General features: G+C 42.1%; 19 protein-coding genes and 2 pseudogenes. 13 read left to right on the top strand and 8 right to left on the bottom strand.

The annotated features are described in order from the left end of the window. Position 1: 1 nt before the first annotated feature. On the bottom strand, positions 2-511 hold the full coding sequence (locus MKX46_RS06885) for a discoidin domain-containing protein (RefSeq protein WP_341071028.1): 510 nt from the start codon (positions 509-511) through the stop codon (positions 2-4). Between the two features lie 217 nt (positions 512-728). On the opposite strand from MKX46_RS06885, the gene MKX46_RS06880 reads away from it, so the two are divergent. Continuing rightward, the gene (locus tag MKX46_RS06880) at positions 729-1,100 is read left to right on the top strand and encodes a hypothetical protein (protein WP_029515399.1); all 372 of its coding nucleotides are present in this window, start codon (positions 729-731) and stop codon (positions 1,098-1,100) included. Positions 1,101-1,380: 280 nt separating this feature from the next. Beyond that, positions 1,381-2,082 carry an RNA polymerase sporulation sigma factor SigK gene (sigK, locus tag MKX46_RS06875; RefSeq protein ID WP_013311218.1) on the top strand — a complete coding sequence of 234 codons (702 nt, stop codon included), beginning with the start codon at positions 1,381-1,383 and terminating at the stop codon, positions 2,080-2,082. 158 nt (positions 2,083-2,240) lie between these two features. Here sigK and MKX46_RS06870 read toward each other — a convergent pair whose 3' ends face one another. Together MKX46_RS06870 and MKX46_RS06865 are read right to left on the bottom strand one after the other, a co-directional pair. After that, a complete protein-coding gene (locus MKX46_RS06870) occupies positions 2,241-3,215 on the bottom strand; it encodes an alpha/beta hydrolase (protein WP_029515398.1) in 975 nt (324 codons plus the stop codon). Continuing rightward, complete coding sequence (locus tag MKX46_RS06865; RefSeq protein WP_029515397.1) at positions 3,212-3,841, bottom strand: TetR/AcrR family transcriptional regulator; 630 nt, start codon at positions 3,839-3,841, stop codon at positions 3,212-3,214. The genes MKX46_RS06870 and MKX46_RS06865 overlap by 4 nt, the downstream gene beginning before the upstream one ends. A 222-nt stretch (positions 3,842-4,063) precedes the next feature. Here MKX46_RS06865 and MKX46_RS06860 point away from each other — a divergent pair. Further along, a pseudogene (locus MKX46_RS06860) lies at positions 4,064-4,222 on the top strand (sigma factor); the annotation flags it as partial. Between the two features lie 124 nt (positions 4,223-4,346). Beyond that, positions 4,347-4,808, top strand: coding sequence for a DUF523 domain-containing protein (locus tag MKX46_RS06855; RefSeq protein WP_049816884.1), 462 nt, complete (start codon positions 4,347-4,349; stop codon positions 4,806-4,808). A gap of 105 nt (positions 4,809-4,913) precedes the next feature. Here MKX46_RS06855 and MKX46_RS06850 read toward each other — a convergent pair whose 3' ends face one another. Next, on the bottom strand, positions 4,914-5,663 hold the full coding sequence (locus MKX46_RS06850; protein WP_069010437.1) for a YdcF family protein: 750 nt from the start codon (positions 5,661-5,663) through the stop codon (positions 4,914-4,916). Between the two features lie 217 nt (positions 5,664-5,880). On the opposite strand from MKX46_RS06850, the gene MKX46_RS06845 reads away from it, so the two are divergent. From MKX46_RS06845 to MKX46_RS06830, 4 genes are all read left to right on the top strand, one after another. Beyond that, on the top strand, positions 5,881-6,768 hold the full coding sequence (locus MKX46_RS06845) for a DMT family transporter (RefSeq protein ID WP_209949467.1): 888 nt from the start codon (positions 5,881-5,883) through the stop codon (positions 6,766-6,768). A gap of 214 nt (positions 6,769-6,982) precedes the next feature. Next, a complete protein-coding gene (locus MKX46_RS06840; RefSeq protein WP_341071027.1) occupies positions 6,983-7,759 on the top strand; it encodes an NAD-dependent epimerase/dehydratase family protein in 777 nt (258 codons plus the stop codon). Between the two features lie 283 nt (positions 7,760-8,042). Next, positions 8,043-9,245 (top strand): acyltransferase family protein, encoded by a 1,203-nt coding sequence (locus MKX46_RS06835; protein ID WP_341071026.1) that lies wholly within the window; start codon positions 8,043-8,045, stop codon positions 9,243-9,245. A gap of 306 nt (positions 9,246-9,551) precedes the next feature. Next, the gene (locus MKX46_RS06830; protein ID WP_341071025.1) at positions 9,552-10,013 is read left to right on the top strand and encodes a hypothetical protein; all 462 of its coding nucleotides are present in this window, start codon (positions 9,552-9,554) and stop codon (positions 10,011-10,013) included. 2,269 nt (positions 10,014-12,282) lie between these two features. Here the strand turns inward: MKX46_RS06830 and MKX46_RS06825 are convergent. Then, positions 12,283-13,492: pseudogene (locus MKX46_RS06825) on the bottom strand (IS110 family transposase). Between the two features lie 370 nt (positions 13,493-13,862). Continuing rightward, a complete protein-coding gene (locus tag MKX46_RS06820) occupies positions 13,863-14,807 on the bottom strand; it encodes an MBL fold metallo-hydrolase (RefSeq protein ID WP_341071024.1) in 945 nt (314 codons plus the stop codon). Positions 14,808-15,037: 230 nt separating this feature from the next. Between MKX46_RS06820 and MKX46_RS06815 the strand changes: the two genes are divergently transcribed. Then, positions 15,038-15,445, top strand: coding sequence for a MerR family transcriptional regulator (locus tag MKX46_RS06815; protein ID WP_318627576.1), 408 nt, complete (start codon positions 15,038-15,040; stop codon positions 15,443-15,445). Positions 15,446-15,944: 499 nt separating this feature from the next. On the opposite strand, the gene MKX46_RS06810 is transcribed toward MKX46_RS06815, so the two are convergent. Further along, positions 15,945-16,325: a hypothetical protein gene (locus MKX46_RS06810; RefSeq protein WP_341071023.1), complete on the bottom strand. Its 381-nt coding sequence runs from the start codon at positions 16,323-16,325 to the stop codon at positions 15,945-15,947. A gap of 140 nt (positions 16,326-16,465) precedes the next feature. On the opposite strand from MKX46_RS06810, the gene MKX46_RS06805 reads away from it, so the two are divergent. From MKX46_RS06805 to MKX46_RS06795, 3 genes are all read left to right on the top strand, one after another. Further along, entirely contained in the window at positions 16,466-17,461 is a 996-nt protein-coding gene (locus tag MKX46_RS06805) for an ABC transporter permease (RefSeq protein ID WP_341071022.1), read from the top strand. An 18-nt stretch (positions 17,462-17,479) separates the two neighbouring features. After that, entirely contained in the window at positions 17,480-18,373 is an 894-nt protein-coding gene (locus tag MKX46_RS06800; protein ID WP_340932712.1) for a carbohydrate ABC transporter permease, read from the top strand. Positions 18,374-18,484: 111 nt separating this feature from the next. Next, the gene (locus MKX46_RS06795; RefSeq protein WP_341071021.1) at positions 18,485-20,026 is read left to right on the top strand and encodes an extracellular solute-binding protein; all 1,542 of its coding nucleotides are present in this window, start codon (positions 18,485-18,487) and stop codon (positions 20,024-20,026) included. A gap of 76 nt (positions 20,027-20,102) precedes the next feature. On the opposite strand, the gene MKX46_RS06790 is transcribed toward MKX46_RS06795, so the two are convergent. Continuing rightward, complete coding sequence (locus MKX46_RS06790; RefSeq protein ID WP_341071020.1) at positions 20,103-22,364, bottom strand: AraC family transcriptional regulator; 2,262 nt, start codon at positions 22,362-22,364, stop codon at positions 20,103-20,105. Between the two features lie 266 nt (positions 22,365-22,630). Between MKX46_RS06790 and MKX46_RS06785 the strand changes: the two genes are divergently transcribed. Then, positions 22,631-23,350 (top strand): TetR/AcrR family transcriptional regulator, encoded by a 720-nt coding sequence (locus MKX46_RS06785; protein WP_241113378.1) that lies wholly within the window; start codon positions 22,631-22,633, stop codon positions 23,348-23,350. The last annotated feature ends 13 nt before the right edge of the window (positions 23,351-23,363 follow it).

The raw sequence follows: 23,363 nt of genomic DNA, 5'->3' as shown, positions 1-23,363 counted from the left end.
CTTATTCCGCAATAGCGGGGTTTAGATTGGATGCTCTGTAGGCAGGAACGCCATTAATGAGTGCGGTTCTTAGCTGAACATATCGTAAACCATAATAGGAGGTTGTACTACTCATTCCCGATGAAAGTACAGTTATTTTATAATATGAAAAAGGAATCTCATTACTAAATTGATAGGTTGTTTTTGCAGTGGTTGGCAAAGTTTCGACTTCACCTAACCTAAACCAATTTTCTCCGTCTCTAGAGCCGTGAAAAGAAATTGAAAGTATAAAAGCTCGAGAGGATGGCTGAGCTAAAAGAATATCATTGATCGTCTTACCTGTATCTAATTTAAAGATGATTTCTCCACCTTTACCGTTTAAGCTGCTTTCCCAATAGAGATTATTATCAATTAAAACATTTTTCGGAAAAGTATTTTTGGAATCTCCGTTGGTTGATACATTTTCCTCTGCTATAACAACAGGATCCATGGAAAAAGTATAGTTGTCTGGATTTTGACTGAATTTTGCCATGTTGAAATTCCCCCTTAAGTTTAATTTTTGAATGTGTTGAAAAGGTTGATATATATCATTTATATGAAACTCTCTATGAATATATTCCTTGATCATGAAATGCATACTAGTGTTTAAGCGGTCTGGCATCATAATAGCAAACTCATTTGCGGGCGGGGAGTTGCATGTTTAGAATATAAATAACTAAATGAGGTGCGAGAAAGGAAATGGATCGAATATGAAAATATACACTTATTATTTGGGAAATGGCATATTCCCTTTGGATTGGGAAGTTTGTTTTAGTACTGTTGAGGAATATAAAAGAAAATTATTTGAGAAGTACACCGCTTCCCAAGAATACAATGATTTTGTAATAGGCGGATTTAATGTGCTTACCGACAAAATAGATGCGATTTTGAATTATGCTTTAGAGAACTTTCGAAAAGAATTTCCTCATAATTATGAGTTGCGTTGTCCGGCTATGATATTCCCGTTGCCAAGAGGTGATGAAAGTAATGGTGCTGAGTTTGCTATTGTTTTAAAACGTGATGAAGATGGAGATACAATGGTCTATTCTCCACTCCCATTGTCATATTTAGAAAGAAGTTAATACTCTGCTGAAAGAAAATGGGAAACCAAGTGATGAATAATGTAAAGCTATCCCGTGTTTCCCTCTGGCTACATGGAGCGCGTTGATTTGTGTCGAAGAGATTTCTACGTTTCGAATTGAGTATTGGAGGTTGCTCCAGCAAGATATCCGGCAAATTGTTATGGAGCAGTTTTCGGAGTACAGGCACGGATGGGCACCTGCCTACATACAATAAACAGACCGCAAGCCCGGTAAGTAACAAAGGCCGGTAAGTTCGCAACTACCTCAGGAGGTGTCATCCGTGCCCGGACTATTTAGCGCTATCGCTCTGTTCATCAAGGAATTGACGCTACTCGTTTCCTACGTGAAAAACAACGCCTTTCCGCAGCCATTGACTGAGAAAGAGGAAGCTCGACACCTAAAGCTGTTTGCCGAAGGCAATGCACACTCCCGTAACACACTCATTGAGCATAACCTACGGCTGGTGGCCCATATTGTGAAAAAATTTGATAACACCGGTGAAGATTTGGAGGACCTTATATCCATCGGCACCATCGGACTGATCAAGGCCATCGAAAGCTTTCAGACCGGGAAAGGCACCAAGCTGGCAACATTTGCAGCCCGTTGTATAGAAAATGAAATCCTGATGCATTTACGATCCCTGAAAAAAACACGCAAAGACGTATCACTTCACGATCCTATTGGGACTGATAAGGAAGGCAACGAGATTACTTTGATTGATATCCTCGGCACCGAGGCGGACGATATTGTAGATAAAGTACAGCTCAAAATCGAGAAGAGTAAAATCTATCGCAACCTGGATATTTTAGATGAGCGTGAAAAAGAAGTAGTTATTGGTCGATTCGGCCTGGAAGCCGGAGGTGAAGAACGTACACAGCGGGAAATCGCCAGAGAGCTGGGGATTTCGCGTTCGTATGTGTCCCGCATTGAAAAGCGTGCATTAATGAAGCTGTACCATGAATTTTACAAGCAGAAGGGGTAATGGATAAGGAGATATATGAACCCACTTGAGGCCCTTTACAGGGCCTTTTTAGGTCTTTTTCATAATTCAATTACTTGCTTCTTTACGCTGAAAAGCGCTAGGGAATTTTCCTATAAGTGTGGTTACTCGTTCAGCTAGTTGGCTCTCTTGGATTGAATTTATTTCCCTACATATTCATCCAAAAAGTGATCTACTCTTTTGAAATATTCAGTGGGGTAATGGTTGATGGCATCGATGTGCTCCGTATTTTGCGGGTACCATACTTCTGCTTTTGGGTTATCTTTTAAGGACTCGTAAATAATTTCTGTATTTTTATAACTAATTTGCTGATCTCCAGTACCATGAATGAGCATAACTGGCTTGTCTTGCATCTTTTTTACCGCATCCATAGGAGATATGGAATCAAGATCAACCTTAAAGGCCCAATTTGCCATCCATGTCGATGTATAACTGAATGGAAACGCAGGTAAACCTGAAAAGAAGGGTAAACCCTCTCTCAGAAATAGACCAGCATTACGAAAAGGACTATCCGCAATTACGGCTTTGATGTCATCACTTTCACTTGCGGCTAGCAAAGAAGTAGCAGCACCCATTGAAAAACCGATAACTCCAATGTTATCACCCGTATGGTCTCTCGATTTTAAATAGCTTACAGCTCCTAGCAAATCATATTTTTCATTGAGGCCCAGCGTAATCAAATCACCATCGGACTTACCTTGTGAACTGAGGTCAAATGCCAATACATTGTAGCCTTTCGGAACGAAGTGCTCTACTAACTTTTGGGTCCGCCCTTTGACTAAACGATTGCTCGTATATCCATGGACGACAATAATCGTTTTACTACTTGATTTACCAGAAAGACCACTTGCAGGAAAGAAGGAACCTCTAATCGTATTATCATTTTTTTCACTCTTGAACTCGACCTCTTCATAGGGAGTTTTATCGATATTCAATCCGTAGCTGACATTAGTGTCTCTAGGATGGTGCAACAAGGTGTCTACTACTTTATAAGATATAAAAAATACAAGAGCCGTCACAAGCAAAAGCACGATCCCTAGGCTCCATAAAATTTTCTTTCGTTTTTTCACACGAACGTTAAATGTCAGATCGGGTTGTAATGATGCTTGACTCATTCAGACTCCTCCAGTTTTTCTTTAGGTTGTATGGGTGCGAACAAATAAAAGGCATGCCCCTTCAGATTTTCCCACTCGGGATGATGAATAATACTTTCTCCAAGAGTTAAGCCCACTCCATTTAAGAAAGAGATATAGGCACGAGAGATCATTGCTGGAGAAAAGCTTTTGTTGAATTCTCCCATTAACTGTCCCTTGGCATAGACGCATTCGATCGCATCTGTCATTACCTTTATACTTTCAAGGACCTTCTGTGTAAGTTCGGGGAATTTTACTCGTTGTCCTAAGACAGATTGAACAAGCCGCAATTCATTTATATAGGAGTAGATATGGTTGAATTGTTCTGTCACCATGCTCTTAATCAATACGCCCGGCGTCCCCTCTTGTTGTAGACAAGCAAGCGATTTCGCCTGAATATCAGCCAGCGGCTCAAGGACAGCGGCGTAGTATAAAGCTTCTTTGCTGGGGAAATATTGAAAAATGGTTCCAGGAGTCACTCCCACACTCTGCGCTATGATCGCCGTTGTGGTGTTAGAATATCCACTTTCTGCGAACAGGACAACAGCTTCTTCTAGGATACGTTTACGCCGCTCCAGTCTTTTTTCTTCATTGATGGGTCTTGCCAAATGTATTCCCCTCTCTTTAAATTAATTAAATGATCGATTATTTAATTAATAATATATCTTAAATTATGACATATAGCAAGAGTGATTTTATCTTACTTACGAGCAGGATGAACCTCAACATATAAAAATAAGCCGGAGGCTGCTCAACATGCGCCTCCAGCTTGTTTGTTAGGTTATTTTGGATGAGTACACGCTCCGCCTTTCTTAAATTAATAAAACAATGAATATTTGGAGGATCTCATATCCTTCGGTACCATCGGCCTGATGAAGTTCATTGAAAGCTTTCAGACTGGGAAAGGCACCAAGCTGGCAACATTTGCAGCCCGTTGTATAGAAAATGAAATCCTGATGCATTTGCGATCTCTGAAGAAACACGCAAAAACGTATCACTCTTACGGAACGCGGACGTAGAGGCGAGTCAAAATTTTCGTACGATGACTCTACGAGGAAATTTGTTTATACTTTAACTACTTAATAGGAATACAATGGATATGAGGTGGAACTAATGATTCTGGTAAGTTCGTGTTTGGCAGGCATGAAGGTACGATATAATGGGACGGATAGCCTGGATGTACATATTCAGAAGTTGGTAGAGGAAAAGAAAGCTGTGACAATCTGTCCTGAGCTTTTGGGGGGCTTTGTGACTCCGAGAGAGCCTGCTGAGATTGTTGGAGGGACAGGCGAGGATGTGCTGAACGGCACAGCTAAGGTGGTTGAGTTTTCAGGCAACGATGTCAGCGATATGTACATTAGGGGTGCGTACGAAGCCTTGAATATAGCCAGAGAGGTTAACGCAACGCATGTTGTTTTAAAAGAAAACAGCCCGTCCTGCGGATCAGCAGCAATATATAATGGGTCATTCGAAAATCGTAAAATAGCTGGTAATGGGGTAACCTCGGCTTTGTTAAAAAAGGAAGGCTTTAAGGTCATATCGGAAGAACAAATTTCGGATATTTTCTTGGATTAGAATATGTAATGGTAAATCAAGCGCCTTGCTAGCTTACAGGCTTATACCTGCGGAGCGTAAGACGCTTGTTTGTGCTGTATGCCGCTATATGATATAGACATCACATTATTTAAGCTTTAATGCAAGAATTCCTAGGTATTCCTTGAGGGCTGTTCCGGTTGTAGACATGGCCCCAGCAGACGGCGAGAGTTTGCCAGCATACAGTGACAGCTTTTCACTTGCCAGATAGTCGGTAGGATAAGCTACGACCTGCATGTCTGCACGCTGAAATTCCATTGCAGCACGTGGCATATGGAAAGCGGAGGTCACCAGAACAGGTCTAGTGAGTTGATGTTTTTTTAAAATTTGCGATGTATATACGGCATTTTGCTGTGTGTTCAAAGAACGGTTTTCGATCAGAATGTCCTTTGCCGGAATACCGAGTCCCAGTAACTGTCTTTGTGCAATATTCGCCTCATTACCACTGTCTCCAAACACTTGCCCGCCGGAGAAAAGAATGGGTATGCCTGTTGCTTCATGCAATCTGGCCGCAGTGAGCAGTCGATTGGCCGCAGATCCTAGCAGATTGCCTTGTCCATTGATGTCAGGGGTTCCTTCTGTGGCTCCGCCCCCAAGTACGACAATGACATCACCTTGAATGGTACGGGGCTGTGGGTACTGTTTTTCCAGGCTACTGATTAACAAATCTCCAGCCAAATTGGTCGAGGAAACATACAGCAGCAATGTGACAAGAAGCAGTACGACCGCAGGTATACGTGCCCTTTTCCATAGCCAAATCACGAGCCCTGCCATCACGAGGATGAACAAACCGGGAGGGAGCACAAAGCTGTACAAAAATTTGATGATATAAATCAAGTGCAGACAACCTCCTGTCCTTATAAGCTTTATCTGTCTTTTTGGTATATTGTAACATAGGCAACTGACTGGATTCCTCTGTCCGAAGACATACCTCGATGAAAAAACGGGCATGAAAGTTGGAGCTTTCCAATACATATTTTTTGTTTGATAAAGTTGTTCTGTAGGCGTAGTATATAAAGTCTAGTGATTTTTTTCATAGAGGAGCGATAGCGTCATGGGAGAGTTAACGACAGCCAAGCGGATGATGATGATCGCGCTACTGGTTGTGTTGTGGGGCATTTCTTGGCCCATTTATAAAGTTGCATTGGAATTCACACCTCCACTATTGTTTGCAGGACTACGTACACTGCTGGGCGGTCTGCTATTGGGAGTGATTTTAGTACCGAGATGGAATCGCATTCGTTGGAAAGAAAATTGGCGGGTGTATGCTATTTCAGGTATTTTTAACGTGGTATTGTTTTATGGTCTGCAAACGGTGGGACTGATGTACGTCCCCTCTGGCTTGTTTTCTGTGCTGGTATATCTCCAGCCTGTACTGGTCGGCATTTTTGCATGGATGTGGCTAGGGGAAGCGATGTCCAGACTTAAAGTTCTTGGATTGGTCATCGGATTTTTGGGCGTTGCGGCTGTCAGTGTCGGCGGATTTTCAGGACATGTGGCTGTGGCAGGTGTAATCCTCGCCATTATTACAGCCGTGAGCTGGGCATTGGGAACGGTATATGTGAAAAAGGTAAACCAGCGTGTGGATTCGCTGTGGCTGGTTGCATTTCAATGTACACTGGGAGGCATCGTGCTGACGGGAGCTGGAACGGTGACGGAAAGCTGGTCGGATATCGTATGGAATGTCCCGTATGTGTCAGGGCTGATATTCGGCACGGTGCTGGGAATTTCACTTTCCTGGTTGCTGTATTTCACACTTGTTAATTCAGGGGATGCGAGCAAGGTTGCGTCTTATACGTTTTTGGTGCCTGTGATCTCGGTGTTTGTCAGCTCGTTGGTGCTGGGCGAAGCGATTACGGCTTTCCTGCTGATCGGGTTGATCTTAATCGGGCTTAGCATTTATTTGGTGAATCGCAGAGTAAGAGTAGTACGACAAGCTTAAGCGTAGTAGTTGAAACAAAGAAATTGAAACATAGTAGCAACAAGGGACTCTTGCACAGTAGCAGGGGTCCCTTTTTATATGCCGACAAGAGATACAGCTATTGGGCTATGACCTGCTGAATTCTAGAGTTTAAGGGGTTTTCTCCCTGAGGAGTTGGTTAAGATTATGATATGGATGACAGCATACAACCAAGCAAAGAAGGGAGATGCGGACGATGGCACGAAAATTGTTGATTACAGGTGCGGCAGGTACAATTGGGAAAGTATTATATGAAGGGCTAAAAGCGGAAGGTAAATATGAAATAGCCGCCACGGATGTGAAGAGGGATGAAGAGGCAGGGATTGTGGAAATGGATATATATGATGCTGCACGACTGGATGAGCTTACGCGCGGAGTGGATACGGTACTGCATTTTGCATGGATCAAGGATGAAGGGGATTTCCTCGGCAAAGTGCTGTCTGGCAATGTTAGTGGAGCCTACAAGCTGTATGAAGCTGCGGTGAAAAATGGGGTAAAACGCATTGTTTTTGCCAGTTCCAATCATGCCACAGGGTTTTATAAAGTAGGCGAAAGCATAGATGTAGAAGATCCCTACCGACCAGACAGTTTTTATGGATTGAGTAAGTGCTACATTGAACTGTTGGGACGGCTGTATGCCGATCAGGGCAAAATATCTTCCATTAATATCCGTATCGGAAATTTTCCTGGGGATGATCGACCCCATTCGGAGCGTGCCGCTCATATTTGGATCTCCGAGCGCGATATGATCCGTCTGACCGTCTGCTGTATTGAGGCCCCTTCGGAGATGAGTTATCTTAATTTGTACGGTACGTCAGCCAATACGGATAATTATTATGACATTGGCTACTTGGAAGAACTAATCGGATATAGGCCGCAGGATAATGCCGCTGAGCTGCTGGAGCAGGCCAAGAAAATCGGATTTCGGGTGAAACAGGATGAAACCACTTTTCAGGGTGGACAAAAGGAATAGAGTAGATCGTACAAATATGCTTTGTGAATGGGTTTAAGGCGTCGATCAGACGCCTCTTCCGCAATGGGCGCGCCTCTGGAGGGAGTCTACAACTTTATTTTTTAAAATAATTCCAGTTTGCAGTACGGACCCTTCTCCTAGATATCCAGTATAATACTTTGTTTTTTACTGACATCTATTTCAAAATCTCGTTATTCTCAAATACAAAATGGTTAACGATGTGCATTTAATCGCGCAGCATCGCATGTTATAATAGCCTCACTAATGGAAGAAGAGGGGAAAAATGAATAAAGAGACATCTGAAAAACAGCTATTCTATTTGGATGGCCTTAGGGGACTCGCGGCATTTGCCGTGGTTATTTCGCACTACATACAAGTGTTTTATCCAGCTGCGTTAACTGGAAAACCGCAACAAGCTCATTTTGAATGGGATATCTGGTATGGACATTCTCCGATTAATTTATTTTATAATGGACAATTTGCCGTTTGTTTGTTTTTTGTGCTAAGTGGTTATGTGCTCAGTGTCAAAATGTTTGAAAAAGAGCTCGATAGTGAGACCTTTCTAAAATTGTTGCATTCCAGCGCCCTACGAAGGTACATTCGGCTTGCCGTGCCGGCAGCGGTATCCGTATTGCTTGTGTATCTAGCAATTATTACGAATGCCTTTTATCTCCAAGATATATGGGGAACAACATGGACGGATATGAAAAAGAACTATTACGCTTTAGATACAAATATATATACCGTTATCAAGGCTGCTATTTTTGATCCGTTTTTCCGTTTTGAAGCACATCCTTACAATCCAGTCCTTTGGACAATGTGTTATGAGCTATTAGGTTCTTTTTTGATATTCGGTTTTCTTGCTTTATTTGGACGAGTAAAAAAAAGATGGATTGTGTATGTGGTCTTATCCATTGCTTTTATTCAAACCTATTTTGTCGCTTTTTTGTGGGGAATGCTGCTTGCTGATTTGCTCAAGCACAAATGGGTCCAAAGTAAAATAATGAAAGTACTTGTGCTTTTAGTGGGGATTTACTTAGGTTCGGCGCCTTATACTTCATTAATAGGGACTATGTATGAACCTATAGAAGTGTGGACAAAAAATATCAATGAATGGATTCAATTTGACATCGACCCACGACTTCTTGCACGAACCCTGGGTTCTGCTATGATTTTGTTTGCTCTGGTTCGTTCAAAAGTGCTGCAGCATGTGTTTGGATGGAGACCTTTTGTTTATTTAGGACAGATTTCATTTTCCCTTTACCTCATTCATTTCACTTTCCTAAATACGTTCTCCGCGTTCCTATTTAGTAAAGTAATTCATTTTTTTAATTATAATCTTGCCTATGCAATTACGTTTCTGGTTTCCATGGTGCCTTTATTTATTTTGTCGCATTATTATATGAAATATATTGATCAAGGTGCATTAAAACTAGCTCGAAAAGTTGAAAAAAAGATGACCGCTTACAAAAAAACGCAGAGTTGAAACCGACAATACTGCGTTTTTTGGTGGTAGATTACCTAAGCTCATTCCAGACCTTCAGAGCAAAGAACTTCAAAAAAGTGATTCAATGAGCGTGAACTTGTTGACAAGGATCTCGTCGAAAAATGTAAGAGTCTCTTTTTTTAAGAGGGATTTTCAAAAAAAGTGGAAGTGGAATTAGATCTTAGTACATAAGGAAATAATGTCATTAAATGTCGTATGATTGGTTATTTGGTAGAATATAACCTGCCATGTTATGATATTAGCGTATTCAAAAAAATATAATTATATTGAGAGGAAGTTATGAGAATGAAAAACAAATTTATGAAGATTATTGGTACTAGTGCATTATCTATTTCTCTTATTACTGGGGTTGCTGGTGCTGTTTCGGCAAATGAAAATACAGCATCCAAAGAAGGAAATGAAGCAATTGGAATTTTTGCAATCCAAAACAATACACTAGATTGGAATTTATCAAATAATACTACTGCAGACCCATCTACTTCATGGACAGTACAGAGTGGATATCCACATATTAACATGTATGTGAAAAATACAGGGGCAAAATCTTTTAGAGTTGAAGTAAAGCATAATACTAAGGGTACAATCATCTTTAATAAAACTATTGCAGCAGATGGAGTAGGAGTAAATTTCATAAATAATGATAGTAATCCACTTGTTCCTTCAGGTACTTACACAGTGACTATTTACGGTGGATCAGGTGTGCCAAAAGGAACAGTTATACTTAAAGCTTCTGACACTCCTTGGTAAGCATTATAATCTTGCAATGGGGCTGTCCCAAAAGTCATAAATAATGACTGAGGGCTAGCCCCTTTCTCATTTTTGTAAAACAAAAAGAAACCTTTCCTAATGGAAATGGATGGGCCTATATTAGTATTTTTCTAGGAGCATTATCAAGGCAATGGGAAAACAGAGGAACAGGTTGAGTTCCTGATTGAACTTTTTTCTAATCTTTCTCTTCATGTTCGTCCTGTTTTCCCCTCAGATGAAGCGATGGTTAAAGTTATATCAGAGATGATGACCGAAGCACTTAAACGGCGCAAGATAAAGGCTATATGGGCCCAGTAGATTCCAAACAAATCGAAGAATAAAGCGGTATATTATTTGCTAGAGAACGTTTCTAAATAATAAAGGCGTTTCCGAATTGCTCTGGAAACACTTTTATATATAGGAGGCTCTATTAGACTGAAATCGGCTTCCAAGATGGATTAGTATAGCAAACCGTTTGGAATCCCACTCCATTGTTACTTCTGAAAGCAAATCATGCGAAGCATCGCCACCGTTTTGTTTCGAGTACAGGTGTTGTTCGATGCAGCGAATTCCGTCTTCAGGGACAACGGGCTTCTCCCAGCGCTTTTCTATAAAAATTTGATCGAAGAAAGCTATTTTGAACTTTAGTTACAATGTGTTCAATATAATTTTGAGCACCTGGGGGAGCATAGAAGTTACCACTACGGTAATCAACCTTCCTTCTCGTATATCCTCATCCTGACCTACGCGCAGCTCTACGTCACATTTATATACTGTGACTTCCCCTTTGTCATTAGGAACTAAACTTCCCCCAAGGTAAGACCACTCAAACCTATAAATACCAGGCTTATAATTGTATAATCTCTTGCTTTATAAGACATACTTCTCTTTTCTCATTGAACAACATATTTTGCACTTCTACTATACTTTACTAGGCACTGATTCGAGAAACGACGTCAAAAACACATTTTACATTTATAACTCAACTGGCTGAAGGCAACAAATTGTATGGATCAAGCCGGCAACCTTTAATTTTTACCCCAACTGGGCCAACTAGCTACATGCCAATCTGCGGCAGCCTGCTCACAGTAAAACTAAGTATTATTTACCCACATCAGACGGCTTTATATTTTCTCAACGGTTTCTGCTCTTCATTAATATAAGGAAAGTTATCCTTTACTGGAGAGATACTGCTGTATCACTGAAAGTAAATATCAACTAAAAACTTATACAAATCCTCACCAGTCTTTGGCTTCTTAGAAAGAGTTTTATTGTTCTTCCTACATATTTTTAAGGGAAACTTTTGTTGATCCTCAGTGATTTCGTGTTCTTTAGGGCCTTTAACTACTTCACTGGTAACTCCTTTAATAGCTTTTAAGCCAATCCATTTCAATGACTCAGGGACTACTATCTGGTTTGTCGCATAAAGGGGATAGGTAGCTTGGCTGTCTAATGCCAGCTTTTGTGCGTAAAACTGTTCTACTTCTGCAAATGATCTAGTTATCCTGTAGCCCTTCTTCTTAAAGTCACGCTGAATGGTCTCACTATAATCACAGTTAAAGACCCTTGGATCTGGATAGTTATTAGTCCGTAGTCACTGATATCCGAATAAGCCTACCTGCACCCTGAGACAGTTTCGCCATCATATGAGAACAACGCCTGCTCTTTGAAAACGTCCTCGAGACCTTCACCATTGAGCTTTAAATAAGGATCATCTGGAACGGGGAAGGGCAGACGAGAAAAATGACGGATACAAGGGAAGTACCGGCAACTGAGAAACCTGAAAAAAACTCCCACTGCCTAGAAGTATACTACGCTCGTCTTCTTTAAACTGCTTTGTCAGCTGCTCTACGCCGCCTTGATCCTACCTCACCAGTGATTACACCAATCGAATCACAAATATCCTTTAGAGGTTCTGTTGCGCCCTGCATATGCTGTTTGATGTAGAGAGCATTAATGTTCTACCATCGGTAAGGTTTAATAATTTTTGATAATGCTTCAACTGGTTTTCAATCCAATCAATACCTTGATTACGTGGATCATGAATGGATTCCGGAATATAAACTAATGCTTGTTTGTCGTACTGGAACGATTGCTGTCAGAAGAAAAAAAGTGTTAAACTGACGTTGCTTCATTAAGCTATACCAGCTAATAGCTTGTCAACATTTCCAGCAAAATAATTAGAAACCTTATGGTATAGTGAAAAATAAGCATGCCAAACAACCTTCCAATTCGAGTTGTGTTGGAAGGTTATACCATTAACTTTTTGTTATGTCAGACGGAATGATTTCTTACTTTTTAAAATGGCATACAGCCAATGAACCAGCTTATTTGCACATGCCACTAGAGCAACTTTGTGAGGCTTTCCTTCGGCTCTTTTGCGGTCGTAAAAATCTTTAATCCGAGTGTTACGAGAACGGATCAACCCACACTGCACGGCCATAACTAGGGCATATCGAAGCTGCCGGGAACCGCGTTTGGTGATCCGATTTCGAGTTGCTGTGAACTTACCTGAAGCAAAAACACTGGGGTCAATGCCAGCAAACGCGACCAGTTTCTTTGGATGATCAAATCGGTCGACTTCTCCAATTTCCGATAAAATTGTTGCAGCAATTTTATGGCCAATACCAGGAATCGACTGAATCAAATCATACTCTTTCATCTCTTTTGCCAGGGCATCTATATTCTGTTCCAAATCAGCTAGATGCTCCTGGTATTGAAGAATAAGGGTGATCAGAATCTTTAAAATTAATTAAATGGCTAGAGTACATCGTTTGTTGAAAGGGATTTTGTTTTGCTGCATTCATCAGCCTTTGAACTCGTTCATTAATCCAAGCTTCTGAACGACCTCGTTTTGAAGAAAGCAGAGCTCTGATTGAGATTTTAAGGGTTTCCTCATCCGCTTGCAGAACGGAAGATGATGTTGAGAACTCACTTAAAAAACGAAGAGAAACGTTCGAATACATAGCTCCGAAAACACCCTTGTATGCAGGGAAAACCTGATCCAGAACCGCCTGGAATTGCAGCTTTGTTTGCACGCACATCTTTGATAACGTCTCATATTGCCGCGTCAGATAACGCAGATTAAGCAGTTGCACGCCCCTTTTCTTAAAAGGCTCAAACTCTTCCCTGTAGTAAAGATCGCCCAAAAGATAAGCATCCGCAGCATCCGTTTTTACTTTGCGAAGATGGGACTTTCTAAGGCGATTTGAAATGAGCGGATTAATAACAATGTATAAATAGTGGTGTTCCTCTAGGAATTGAACGACAGGGCTTTGGTAGTGCCCAGTTGCCTCGAGAATCAGTGTAGGACGAAGTCCAACCGCATGCTCGACATCACGAATAGTTTGAAGGAGTTTCTCGAGTCCTTCTCGCGTATGCTCGAAATAAAACGTTCCTTTGTATGGTTTTCCACGATCTAAAAAAGCCTGTCCGTGGCTTTCTCCTTTAGAAATATCTAACCCGATAACAGGATTCATCTGACCTCTCCTTAATGTAAATTTGCCGGCAGCCTCTATAAATCTTCTTGTCGCTCCATAGCATCGCATGTGATACGGGATCTTTGTCCCAACCAGCCTCAATCATGGTCATGACAAGTAGAGGTGAACATTATAGCTCTCGGAATCTAGTCCCACGGGCAGGTGCGTTCGACCCGGCTACCTTAATCCTCAAAGCAAAGGCAAAAAGGATCAACCAGAAAGAACTGGTTGATCCCATAATACGAACGGGCAGGTTAACCTAACAAGTAGACTGCCAATTACGTTTGAAAATACCCAAACGTGCCGCCGGTTTGACATTCAGAACTGGCCTTTTGAATTTGGTGGAGTTAAAGGGAGTTCTAGGTGTGTCTCATCTATTATTTTGAACAAGCATTGTATTGAAGAGCCAGCGAAAATTCCATCTGAAATACTGAGCTAGATGCCAATCTTCATAACCATTTAGTACACCTTCATTTAACCAGTAAGACTCTGGTTTTCCGCTCGTCGCAGCTTCAGACACATAAGCGATCGTTTTTTCTAAAAAGCGAATGACATCTAGAATTTTATCTGGAGTGGACACATCTCCATGCCCGGGAATAACAGTATCTACCTTCAGATCTCTTTGAATGCGTTTTAGGATGCGTATCCACGCGTATGGATTACCGTATGGCATAACCGGAATCGTCTTGTTGGTTATTAAATCACCAGCAATTAAGGTTCGTTCTTCAGGCGCGTAAACAACGGCATCGCTTAAAGAATGGCCGCCTCCGTAAGATAAAACTTCGACAGTGCGTTTTGCTCCTTTTATAACTAGTTTATCGTCAAAAGTTATCGTGGGTATCACCCTACGAAGGGAAGGGATAGCATCATACAGGGCTCTCTGCACGGAAAGATCATAGCCGATTTCGGTTAACATGTGCGGATTTTTTTCTTGTGAACGTACTTGATGTAGGCTATTTATTAACTTCTGAATGTTTTGTTGCATTAGATCAATATTCACTTTACCCATTTCAGATAGCAAATCTCTTGTCCAAACGGTAGATATAAAATCACTTTCCATGAATTCCTGATTGCCGTTGACATGATCTCCATGGAAATGAGTATTGATCACATATTTAATTGGTTTATTCGTTAATTGCTCTGCGGATTGACGTAACAAAGCACCAGAATGCGGTAGGTTGGTTGTGTCCACAACAACGGTCAAATCCCCAAGGTCAATAATTGCCGCATTCCCCAGAGAACCACTACCAGGTACCGAAATAGCACCCCAGATACCTTCCGCTGCTTGTTGAATCGTGAAATATTTGTTGTTCATTGTTTATACCTCCATCAAAATAAATTTGACACCATTTTCTTTTATCTTTAGGATGTTTTTTGTTTTCATGTATATCAATAAGCAACTTTAGCTTACAAGTTAGAGTCAACTAGAAATCAAGCACAAACTTTGAAATGAAGTTAGAGGTGCAAATAACGACTTCAAATTGACTTAAAGATGTATAATAGTTTTAAATTTTGGTTTAGAAAAAAGGAGTGACATATAAAACAATGCTTACTATAAGCCAAGTATCAGAAAGAACGGGGTTAACTCCTTATACGATTCGCTATTATGAAAAAATTGGAGTGCTACAGGAACCAAATCGAAGAAATGGAAGGACACGTATTTATACCGAAAGTGAGGTTTCATATATACAATGTTTAATTAGATTGAAAAAATTGGGATTGTCGCTTGAGGAGATCACGGAATTTACTCGTGACGGATGTGTACTGGATAAAATTCAACAAGGGGAAGAACTTGCTAATTTTACTCCTGCCTTACACATACGGATAGAAATTCTTGAGAAGCATCTGATGGAACTGGAATCCAAGCGACAGGAACTTGAGCGCATGATTTCCCTTGCCAACGAGAAGATAGCCCTGTACCAAAAACTTATGAAAGACGATATAGTAATGTAGGAACCTTGGTTCATCACCAGCATATACGATGGCAACAGAATTGATTGAACTAACGGGAAACGTTAGTTGAATGACAACAGCGGCAGTCTAAGACTTTATTTATCAAGTCTTGGTACGCCGCTGCTTCTTTTAATGGATGAGTCTAAAACTTATTTTTCAAAAGCTGACGATTCTTCAATTCAAAAACCGTGATAAATCAACGACTCCAGTCTAGTACTCTACTTTCACCGAACAATTGCGTCATCATTTTTAGTTCTACTAATTTGTCGGGGGAGGCGCCACTGATTCAAAAAGCTATTGAAGTCGCCAATTGTGGTTAAGGTGCCAAAGATCCCTTTCGATTTGTTGAAGCTTTCGAACGTATGGGTCTAAGGGGTAGCGACCTTGGAGTAATTCACAAGTTTCAGCTGCTCCATAGAAATATCTTCCTAAATCACTCGCATTGGATTTGAATCTTTTTGCAACTTTCCTGGGAAACGTTCTTTGTTACCAATGGCTTTCAGATCTCTGATAAAATAGCATCTTCCATTCGAGATAAAAAAATTTCTATAAAATCATGGGCTTCATCAGTAATCATAATACCTGGATCTACAGGAATGACAGGAGGGGTCTGTGTTTTCTGAATTCGATTTAAGGCTGACCGGATAAGCTGCTCCAGATTCGTTATGACCAGTTGATTTTTCTCTTGATAAAAATTGGTTTCGGTGTTGAGCTGTGGGACAGCTCCTGAAAAAAGGGCAACGCTCGCACTCCCGTTTAGATGCCTTAAGACTGACTTTCTTCCAATCACTTTCTTTGATTTCGCCAAGTGTAATTTCGAATTCATCCCGCTGTCCGGTTCGGTGTTACATAAAACTTCACAAATATTCGAATTGTTCACTCCTCAGGACACTCCTTTGTTCATGAAGCATGAGAGGCTTCACTTTTTATTTTGAATGCGCTTACATAAAATATAGTTATACGGCGGCGGTGCTACAAACCTTGCTGTCGGTAACGTATACAGAGGGGGAGTGACTCACATTGAATCAGCCTATGCCCAAAAATTCTGCAATGCTTACAGCGGATTCCCGCCTGAACGTTAAGAGGCTGGGAACGGGTAGAAAACACGGTTTTTTCTATGAACTGTTCCGCAATCGAGTATTATTTCTGATGTTGTTGCCCACTTTAATTTTTTTCTTCATTAATTCCTACATTCCTATGGTGGGTATTTATTATGCATTTACCCAGTTCGACTTTAATACCAGCCTGTTTGATGCCAAGTTCGTCGGACTCCAAAACTTTCGCTTTTTATGGCAATCCGGCACGCTGACAAAACTGACATTGAATACGGTCGGATACAACGCAGCATTTATTTTACTTGGTAACGTGTTAGCGATTGTTCTCGCTATTTTACTAAATGAGCTGCGAGGCCGCTACTTTAAAAAGATCGCTCAATCTGTGATGTTCCTGCCTTATTTTGTTTCTTTCGTTATTCTAAGTGTCATCGTGTATAACATATTTAATTATGATAATGGTTTTCTGAATACGCTGCTGCTGCAACTTGGTGGTGAACGCGTGGATGTATACAACAAACCATGGGTATGGATTTTCCTGATTATCCTGTTCTATTTATGGAAAAATCTTGGCTACAGTATGGTGATCTATCTAGCAGCGATTACAGGTATCAGTGACGAATATTATGAGGCAGCTAAAATGGATGGAGCCAACATTTTTCAACGAATCTGGTACATTACCGTTCCTATGCTTAAATCGACATTCGTTGTGCTGCTGTTGTTTGCGCTTGGTAGTATTATGAAAGGACAATTTGATCTTTTCTATCAGTTAATCGGCAACAATGGGGTGCTGTACAATACGACGGATATTTTGGACACTTATGTGTACCGATCGCTGAAAGTGACTTTTGATGTGGGTATGGCTTCGGCGGCAGGCGTATACCAATCATTGTTCGGCTTTGTACTGATCATGACCGTGAACTATATCATCCGTAAGTTGAATGACGAGTATGCCTTATTCTAGAAAGGAGGACCCAAACGGATGGCGATCAAAGAGGATGTATACACCCGAATTTTTAAAATTATCTCTTATGTGATTATCATTATGGCTTCCATTGCTTGTTTACTCCCGTTCCTACTTATTATTTCGGCTTCACTGACCAGTAATGAATCGATTATCAGGGATGGATATCACTTTATACCACAGCAATTCTCACTGGAAGGTTACCGGACGGTGTTCACCTTTCCTGAAGAGGTGTTAAGGGCGTACGGGGTGACGATTTTTACCACGGTTGTAGGTACGACGTTGGGCCTGTTCCTGATGACGATGGCAGGATATGTGCTGGCACGCAAAGATTTTAAATACCGTAATGCGTTTTCATTCTATATTTACTTTACGACGCTGTTCGGGGGCGGGTTGGTACCTTGGTACATTATGCTGACGAAGTATTTAGGATTGCTTGATACGTATACAGTGCTTATTTTTCCGGGATTGATGACTCCGTTTCTGATCATTTTAATGAAAAACTTCATTCGTTCTTCCATGCCGGAAGAGCTGTTCGAGTCCGCTAAAATAGATGGTGCGGGTGATTTTAAAATTTACTATCGAATTGTACTGCCTTTATCCACACCGGGTATTGCCACTGTGGGGCTGTTTCTGGCCTTGGCTTACTGGAATGACTGGTTCTCATCCTCACTCTTTATTAACGATCCGCATAAATACCAGTTGCAATATTATCTGTATAATGTAATTAACTCCATGCAATTTATCGCTCAAATGGGTGCAGGTACTGGCGTATCCCTTTCCAATGATATGCCGACAGAATCGACGAAAATGGCAATGGCGATCGTGGTTACTGGACCCATTTTGCTGCTGTACCCGTTCATTCAGCGTTACTTTGTCAAGGGGCTGACCATTGGCGCGGTAAAAGGCTGAAGCGACACTAACGGGCTGAGATGGCATAACGTGCTGACGGTATGCCATCAAAGCAGCACTTTTTGTAAGCGTTTTATTTAAACAGACTACCATTTCAAAGGGAGGATTCACATGACATTCACAAAGAAAAGAAAACAACGCATGTCCATCCTGATTGCAGTAATGGTCATCATGGCGCTATTAGCCGGATGTGGAGGCGGTAGCGGAAACAGCGCACAAAAAGCAAGTGGAGAGGATGATAAATCCCAAAAAGTGCAGCTGCAATTTTATATGCTGGGTGATGCTCCTAAGGATCTGTCTACCATTGAGGCAGAGATTAATAAGTTGGCGGAAAAAGATCTGAATGCCACCGTCAAATTTAACTATACGACGTGGACAGACTGGGATCAAAAATATAAGCTGTTATTGTCTTCGGGTCAGCCTATCGACCTGATATTCACTGCAGATTGGACGCAGTATCAGGCCTATGCCAAGAAGGGCGCATTCCTGCCGCTAGACGATCTGCTGCCTAAGGCCGCACCTGCCCTGCAAAAATTTGTGCCTCAGGACATGTGGGATGGAGTTAAAATCGGAGGCAAAATTTATACCGTGCCTGGCACGTATAAAGAGTATGTCACTAACGGCTTTGTATGGCGTGAGGATTTACGAGAGAAGTACAATTTGCCTAAACCGACAGATATCAAAAGTTACGAGGCTTATATGGATGGGATACGTCAGCATGAACCAAATATGAAAACCGTATCTCTGAACAGCGATATCAAGGGAAATCTACATGACCGATATACCGAATTAGTAACGAAGAGTATAGGTGCCTTGCCTTATGGCATTGGTATTAAATATGAAAAACCAACAGAGGTTTATAAATTTTGGGGCTCGGATGAGCAAAAAGAAGAGCTGAATACTTACAAACGCTGGGCCGATAAAGGATTCATTCCCAAAAATGTATTAAACGTAAAAGATACGCTTCAGGATCAAGTGACTTCTGGTAAAGCAGCGAGTATTTTCGGTGACAATCCAACCCGGTTTAATGATATGGTCATTAAGCTCAAAGCATCTCACCCGGACTGGAAGCTCGAGTATTACCCATTCCCTTTGACGACAGGTTATGCAACTCCAGTGCATCCGATTCATAACGGCTTTGCAATTCCAAAAAGCAGCCCAAATCCGGCGCGCGCATTAGCTTTTTATGAAAAGCTTGTGACGGACAAACGCTATAACTTGCTCACGCAATATGGTATTGAAGGCAAAAACTACGAAGTCAAAGATGGTTACTACCATATGATAGGTAGCGGCAGTTCTAATGGATTTTCACGCGAAGGTATGAACAGTTGGGCTTGGCGTAACCCGGAATATATGCTGTTTGATTCAGGCTTTGACCGTGTGAAAAAGATTTTTGCTGAGCTGGATAAAATTCAGAAGCCTGACCTGTTTACCGGCTTTGCAGAGGACTACACAACCTACCAAGCAGAAAAAGCAGCTCTAGAACAGGTTGAGAAGCAATATCTGTATCCACTCCAAGCTGGACTGATCGACAATGTAGATCAAGGCTTGCAGACCTTCTTGCAAAAGGCAAACCAAGCTGGTTTGGAGAAAATTCAAACCGAATATACAAAACAATGGGAAGCTTATGTAAAGGAGAAGGGGATTAAATAAAACCTAAAGAATTGTGATAAAGAAGAAAAGCAAGTCTCCAGAAAGTTGGAGGCTTGCTTTTTTGATGTCAGTTTACTTATTGCGCATTTGCTCTAGAACGGCGAAAATCTGTCGGTGTTACGCCCAAGCTACGTTTGAACATGCGATGGAAATAAGAGCTGCTTGCAAATCCGGTTTGTTCTGCTACGTCAGCCACGGACCAGTCGGTCTGTTCCAGTAACTCACAGGCCTTGCGAATACGGAGTTGTTGGATGACGTCCACGATAGTAGACATGGTCTGTTGCTTATATAGCCTGCTGACATAGATCGGCGACATATCCAGCTCTTCCGCAATCTGATTGAGACAAAAATTGGGTTCCGTATAGGCCTGCTCCATTCGTTCATTAATTTGTCGCACCAAACGTTCCTGTTTCGTGTTTCGTTTTTCCGATAGACTGGAGCGAATATGATCAAAGACCAATTGATAATGATCAATAAGGTTTTCAGCGGTCTCTAACCGATCTGCGGATGGTAATTCAGGTTTAGATTCTATAGCAAATCCATTGAGCTCACTGATATGCCGAACAGCATTATTCACACTCATGATGAGCCGGGATATCGCCTCTCGAACAGAGGAAAACGGATATTTTTCCATATGCATCAATAATTCTTTGATCATACTGTGTGCATCCTCCGTATGACCAGACAGTAGCATATCCAGCATTTTTTTCTCTTTATCGGCTGGATATACGTAAGTATTTTGGATATCTTCGTCTGTAGTGTTTTGCGCATTAATAATGCAGCCATGTCCCTGAAAAAATCGGTGCATAGATGCGTCTTGTACCTGGCGGTACAGCAAATGTAGCCGTTCTGGTTGACTCGTGATGGCACTGTAAGTCAGTGAAACGCTCAGCTTCAAATATTCAAAGCAAGCTTCGCGTATTTGGCGTAATAAAGTTTCTAGTAGTACAGTGTCTGTATGTTCTGCGGGATCGAGAATGTTAAGCATCAGCAGTACACTGTCCTCATCCATATCAACAGTCTCCACCCGGTACGTCTGTCCGCATATTTCAGAAGCAATGTTCATAATTGCAAACTTATAGGGTAGCAGATCAGGTCCACGTTCGCTTTGCCATCGGGTATATTCATCTATGCGTAGCAGCACAAGGCGGTAGTCTTTGTCGAACTGGAACGTAATCCCAAGCTCGCGCAATCGTTCCGGTTCTTCACTGGCAGGGATATTTTGAATTCCCCGAATCACATTTCTTAAAATGTTTTGCCGGATCGTGTACATACTGTTTCGTTTCTCCGATTCCAGTGAATTCATATGCACAACGATTTGGCCAATAGGCGTATACAGCATTTTGGACAGCAGCCACGAAGCCACGAATCCTGCCAATGCAATGATGGCGGCTATCAGTAACATCGCATTACGAATAACACTCGCCATTTTGATAACGCTTTCATACGGTGTGACACTAATATACTGCCAACCTAGTCCGTCCGGGGAGGTGTAGGAAATGAGTGATCTTTTACCATGAAAGTCTTCTACAAAATAGCCTGTTTCTTGTTTTTTGACTCTCGTATGCAACCATAGCTGCTCTTTTTCGTTCAAAGTTTCGTCTGTCAATGTTGTACCAGACAACAGCCTGCCCTGATCGTCTAAAATATAAGCGGTCCCGCCTGAGATTGGATTCGCCGCCATTTCCTTGTTCATCCAGGCCGCCGACACATTCACAATCACAGCCGAATTTATCGCTTCGTTCGAGTTAATTGCGTCATAACATAAATACGTATAGGCTGCGATATCTGGGCTTGCTTGCTCTACTCCAGCTCTGGAGTCTGAGGCAGTCAGCAGCGGATACGTGCGTGGAATAGGCGTAAAGGGTTTATAGTCCTGATAATGATCCAGTACGCGAATGATATCTGTATCAGCCAGTTCATGTTTGCTGAATAACCCGTTTTGACCTTGTGAAGACGCAATGTAGAAGGTGCCGCTTTTAGGGTTAAACACGTAGATGGATTCGATATACGGCATGGAGTTAAGATAATTGTTCAATTCGGTCATGGCAGCGGTTACATCATATACATTAGGTTTGGGATAATACAACAACTTGGATAGGGTACTGCTGCGATACATTTGGAATGCCAACGATTGAGCGATAGATGTCATGTTAATAACCTCTCTGCTTCTCAACGTCAAGCTGTTGTGATTGGCCTCGAATGCCTGCTCCTTTTCCACACGAATATAGTAAAAATAATACACAGTGGTGGATACCAGCAACGTTAGCGTAATACATAACGTAATGCTGACCAGCAATTTGCTGTGAAGCTTATGATGCTTTTTGAAATTGCTCATTTGAACAGGCCTCCTGTCTGTGTGCACGTAGCTGTAAAGTACACCCTATTTATGTATTCATTATACGTGTGATCTTGTGAACAGGACAGTGAACAAACCGATTCTTTGTGAAAAATAATGATTTTTCGTTAAGCAGCTAACCCGTTGGTCAAGTACCGATTTCTAGGTTGAGCCGGAAATCCTTCAGCTAATCTCTTGTTATTTGCATGCCAATGTTTTATATTGACATAATAGTAGGTCAAAAATAAAAGAGGTGAACGGACGAGATGAGTCCACGCACGAAGGAACAAAACGAAGAGATTCGACTGCGGCGTCTGGAGCAAATCCGGAAATCCGCTGCCGATGTATTTTTGAATAAAGGGCCTTTACTGGAAATCCGCGATGTGGCTGCGCAGGCAGGACTCGGCTATGGCACGGTATACCACTATTACAGCAATAAGGGCAATTTGCTCTACGATCTGCTATGGGATGCGTTGGAGCGGGCCGGGGGATGGCTGGAGGCCTCGTTAGAGGCTCCGCTGAAGGTTCCGCCGGAGGTCCCGCACGTTTCGGCTTCGGGGGAGGCGCCGGCGGGCGGGCATTTTGGCTTGGCTGATGCGGCGGACACTGGGAACTTGGCTGTCGCAGAGCTTGGCCCCGTTGCCGCTGCCAGCGTCCGGCTGCTGCAGCTTTGGGCGGAGGACCACGCCCTGTACCTGCTGAATAAGCTGGCCGGTGAGGGCTTTGCCTCGCTACCTGAAGCGCGCTCGGCCCCGCTCTCGGCCGCCTTTCTCCGGGAGGTGCTCGCGCCGTTTGCCGCGCTGCTGGAAACCGGGTGTGTGGCGGGCGGGTCTACCGCTTCCGGCGAAAACGCGACGGAGCCGTCGTATCGGCTACAACGCGCGGAAATGCTGCTGGCCGCTTTGGTCGGTTGCGCCGCGCTTTCGCTTCGCCGCGGAAAGCTGCACGAGGAGGCCAGGGATATCGTCCGACTTTTAAAATTATAGAATGGATAAGGAG

Source organism: Paenibacillus sp. FSL P4-0113 (assembly GCF_038009305.1).
GTDB lineage: Bacteria > Bacillota > Bacilli > Paenibacillales > Paenibacillaceae > Paenibacillus > Paenibacillus polymyxa_D.
This window is presented reverse-complemented; position numbering and strand designations above follow the sequence as displayed.

Coding starts and splice junctions, on each gene's coding strand:
- MKX46_RS06885 (WP_341071028.1), bottom strand. CDS start 511: ATGGCAAAATTCAGTCAAAATCCAGACAACTATACTTTTTCCATGGAT.
- MKX46_RS06880 (WP_029515399.1), top strand. CDS start 729: ATGAAAATATACACTTATTATTTGGGAAATGGCATATTCCCTTTGGAT.
- MKX46_RS06870 (WP_029515398.1), bottom strand. CDS start 3,215: ATGAGTCAAGCATCATTACAACCCGATCTGACATTTAACGTTCGTGTG.
- MKX46_RS06855 (WP_049816884.1), top strand. CDS start 4,347: ATGATTCTGGTAAGTTCGTGTTTGGCAGGCATGAAGGTACGATATAAT.
- MKX46_RS06845 (WP_209949467.1), top strand. CDS start 5,881: ATGGGAGAGTTAACGACAGCCAAGCGGATGATGATGATCGCGCTACTG.
- MKX46_RS06840 (WP_341071027.1), top strand. CDS start 6,983: ATGGCACGAAAATTGTTGATTACAGGTGCGGCAGGTACAATTGGGAAA.
- MKX46_RS06835 (WP_341071026.1), top strand. CDS start 8,043: ATGAATAAAGAGACATCTGAAAAACAGCTATTCTATTTGGATGGCCTT.
- MKX46_RS06830 (WP_341071025.1), top strand. CDS start 9,552: ATGAAAAACAAATTTATGAAGATTATTGGTACTAGTGCATTATCTATT.
- MKX46_RS06820 (WP_341071024.1), bottom strand. CDS start 14,807: ATGAACAACAAATATTTCACGATTCAACAAGCAGCGGAAGGTATCTGG.
- MKX46_RS06815 (WP_318627576.1), top strand. CDS start 15,038: ATGCTTACTATAAGCCAAGTATCAGAAAGAACGGGGTTAACTCCTTAT.
- MKX46_RS06800 (WP_340932712.1), top strand. CDS start 17,480: ATGGCGATCAAAGAGGATGTATACACCCGAATTTTTAAAATTATCTCT.
- MKX46_RS06795 (WP_341071021.1), top strand. CDS start 18,485: ATGACATTCACAAAGAAAAGAAAACAACGCATGTCCATCCTGATTGCA.
- MKX46_RS06790 (WP_341071020.1), bottom strand. CDS start 22,364: ATGAGCAATTTCAAAAAGCATCATAAGCTTCACAGCAAATTGCTGGTC.
- MKX46_RS06785 (WP_241113378.1), top strand. CDS start 22,631: ATGAGTCCACGCACGAAGGAACAAAACGAAGAGATTCGACTGCGGCGT.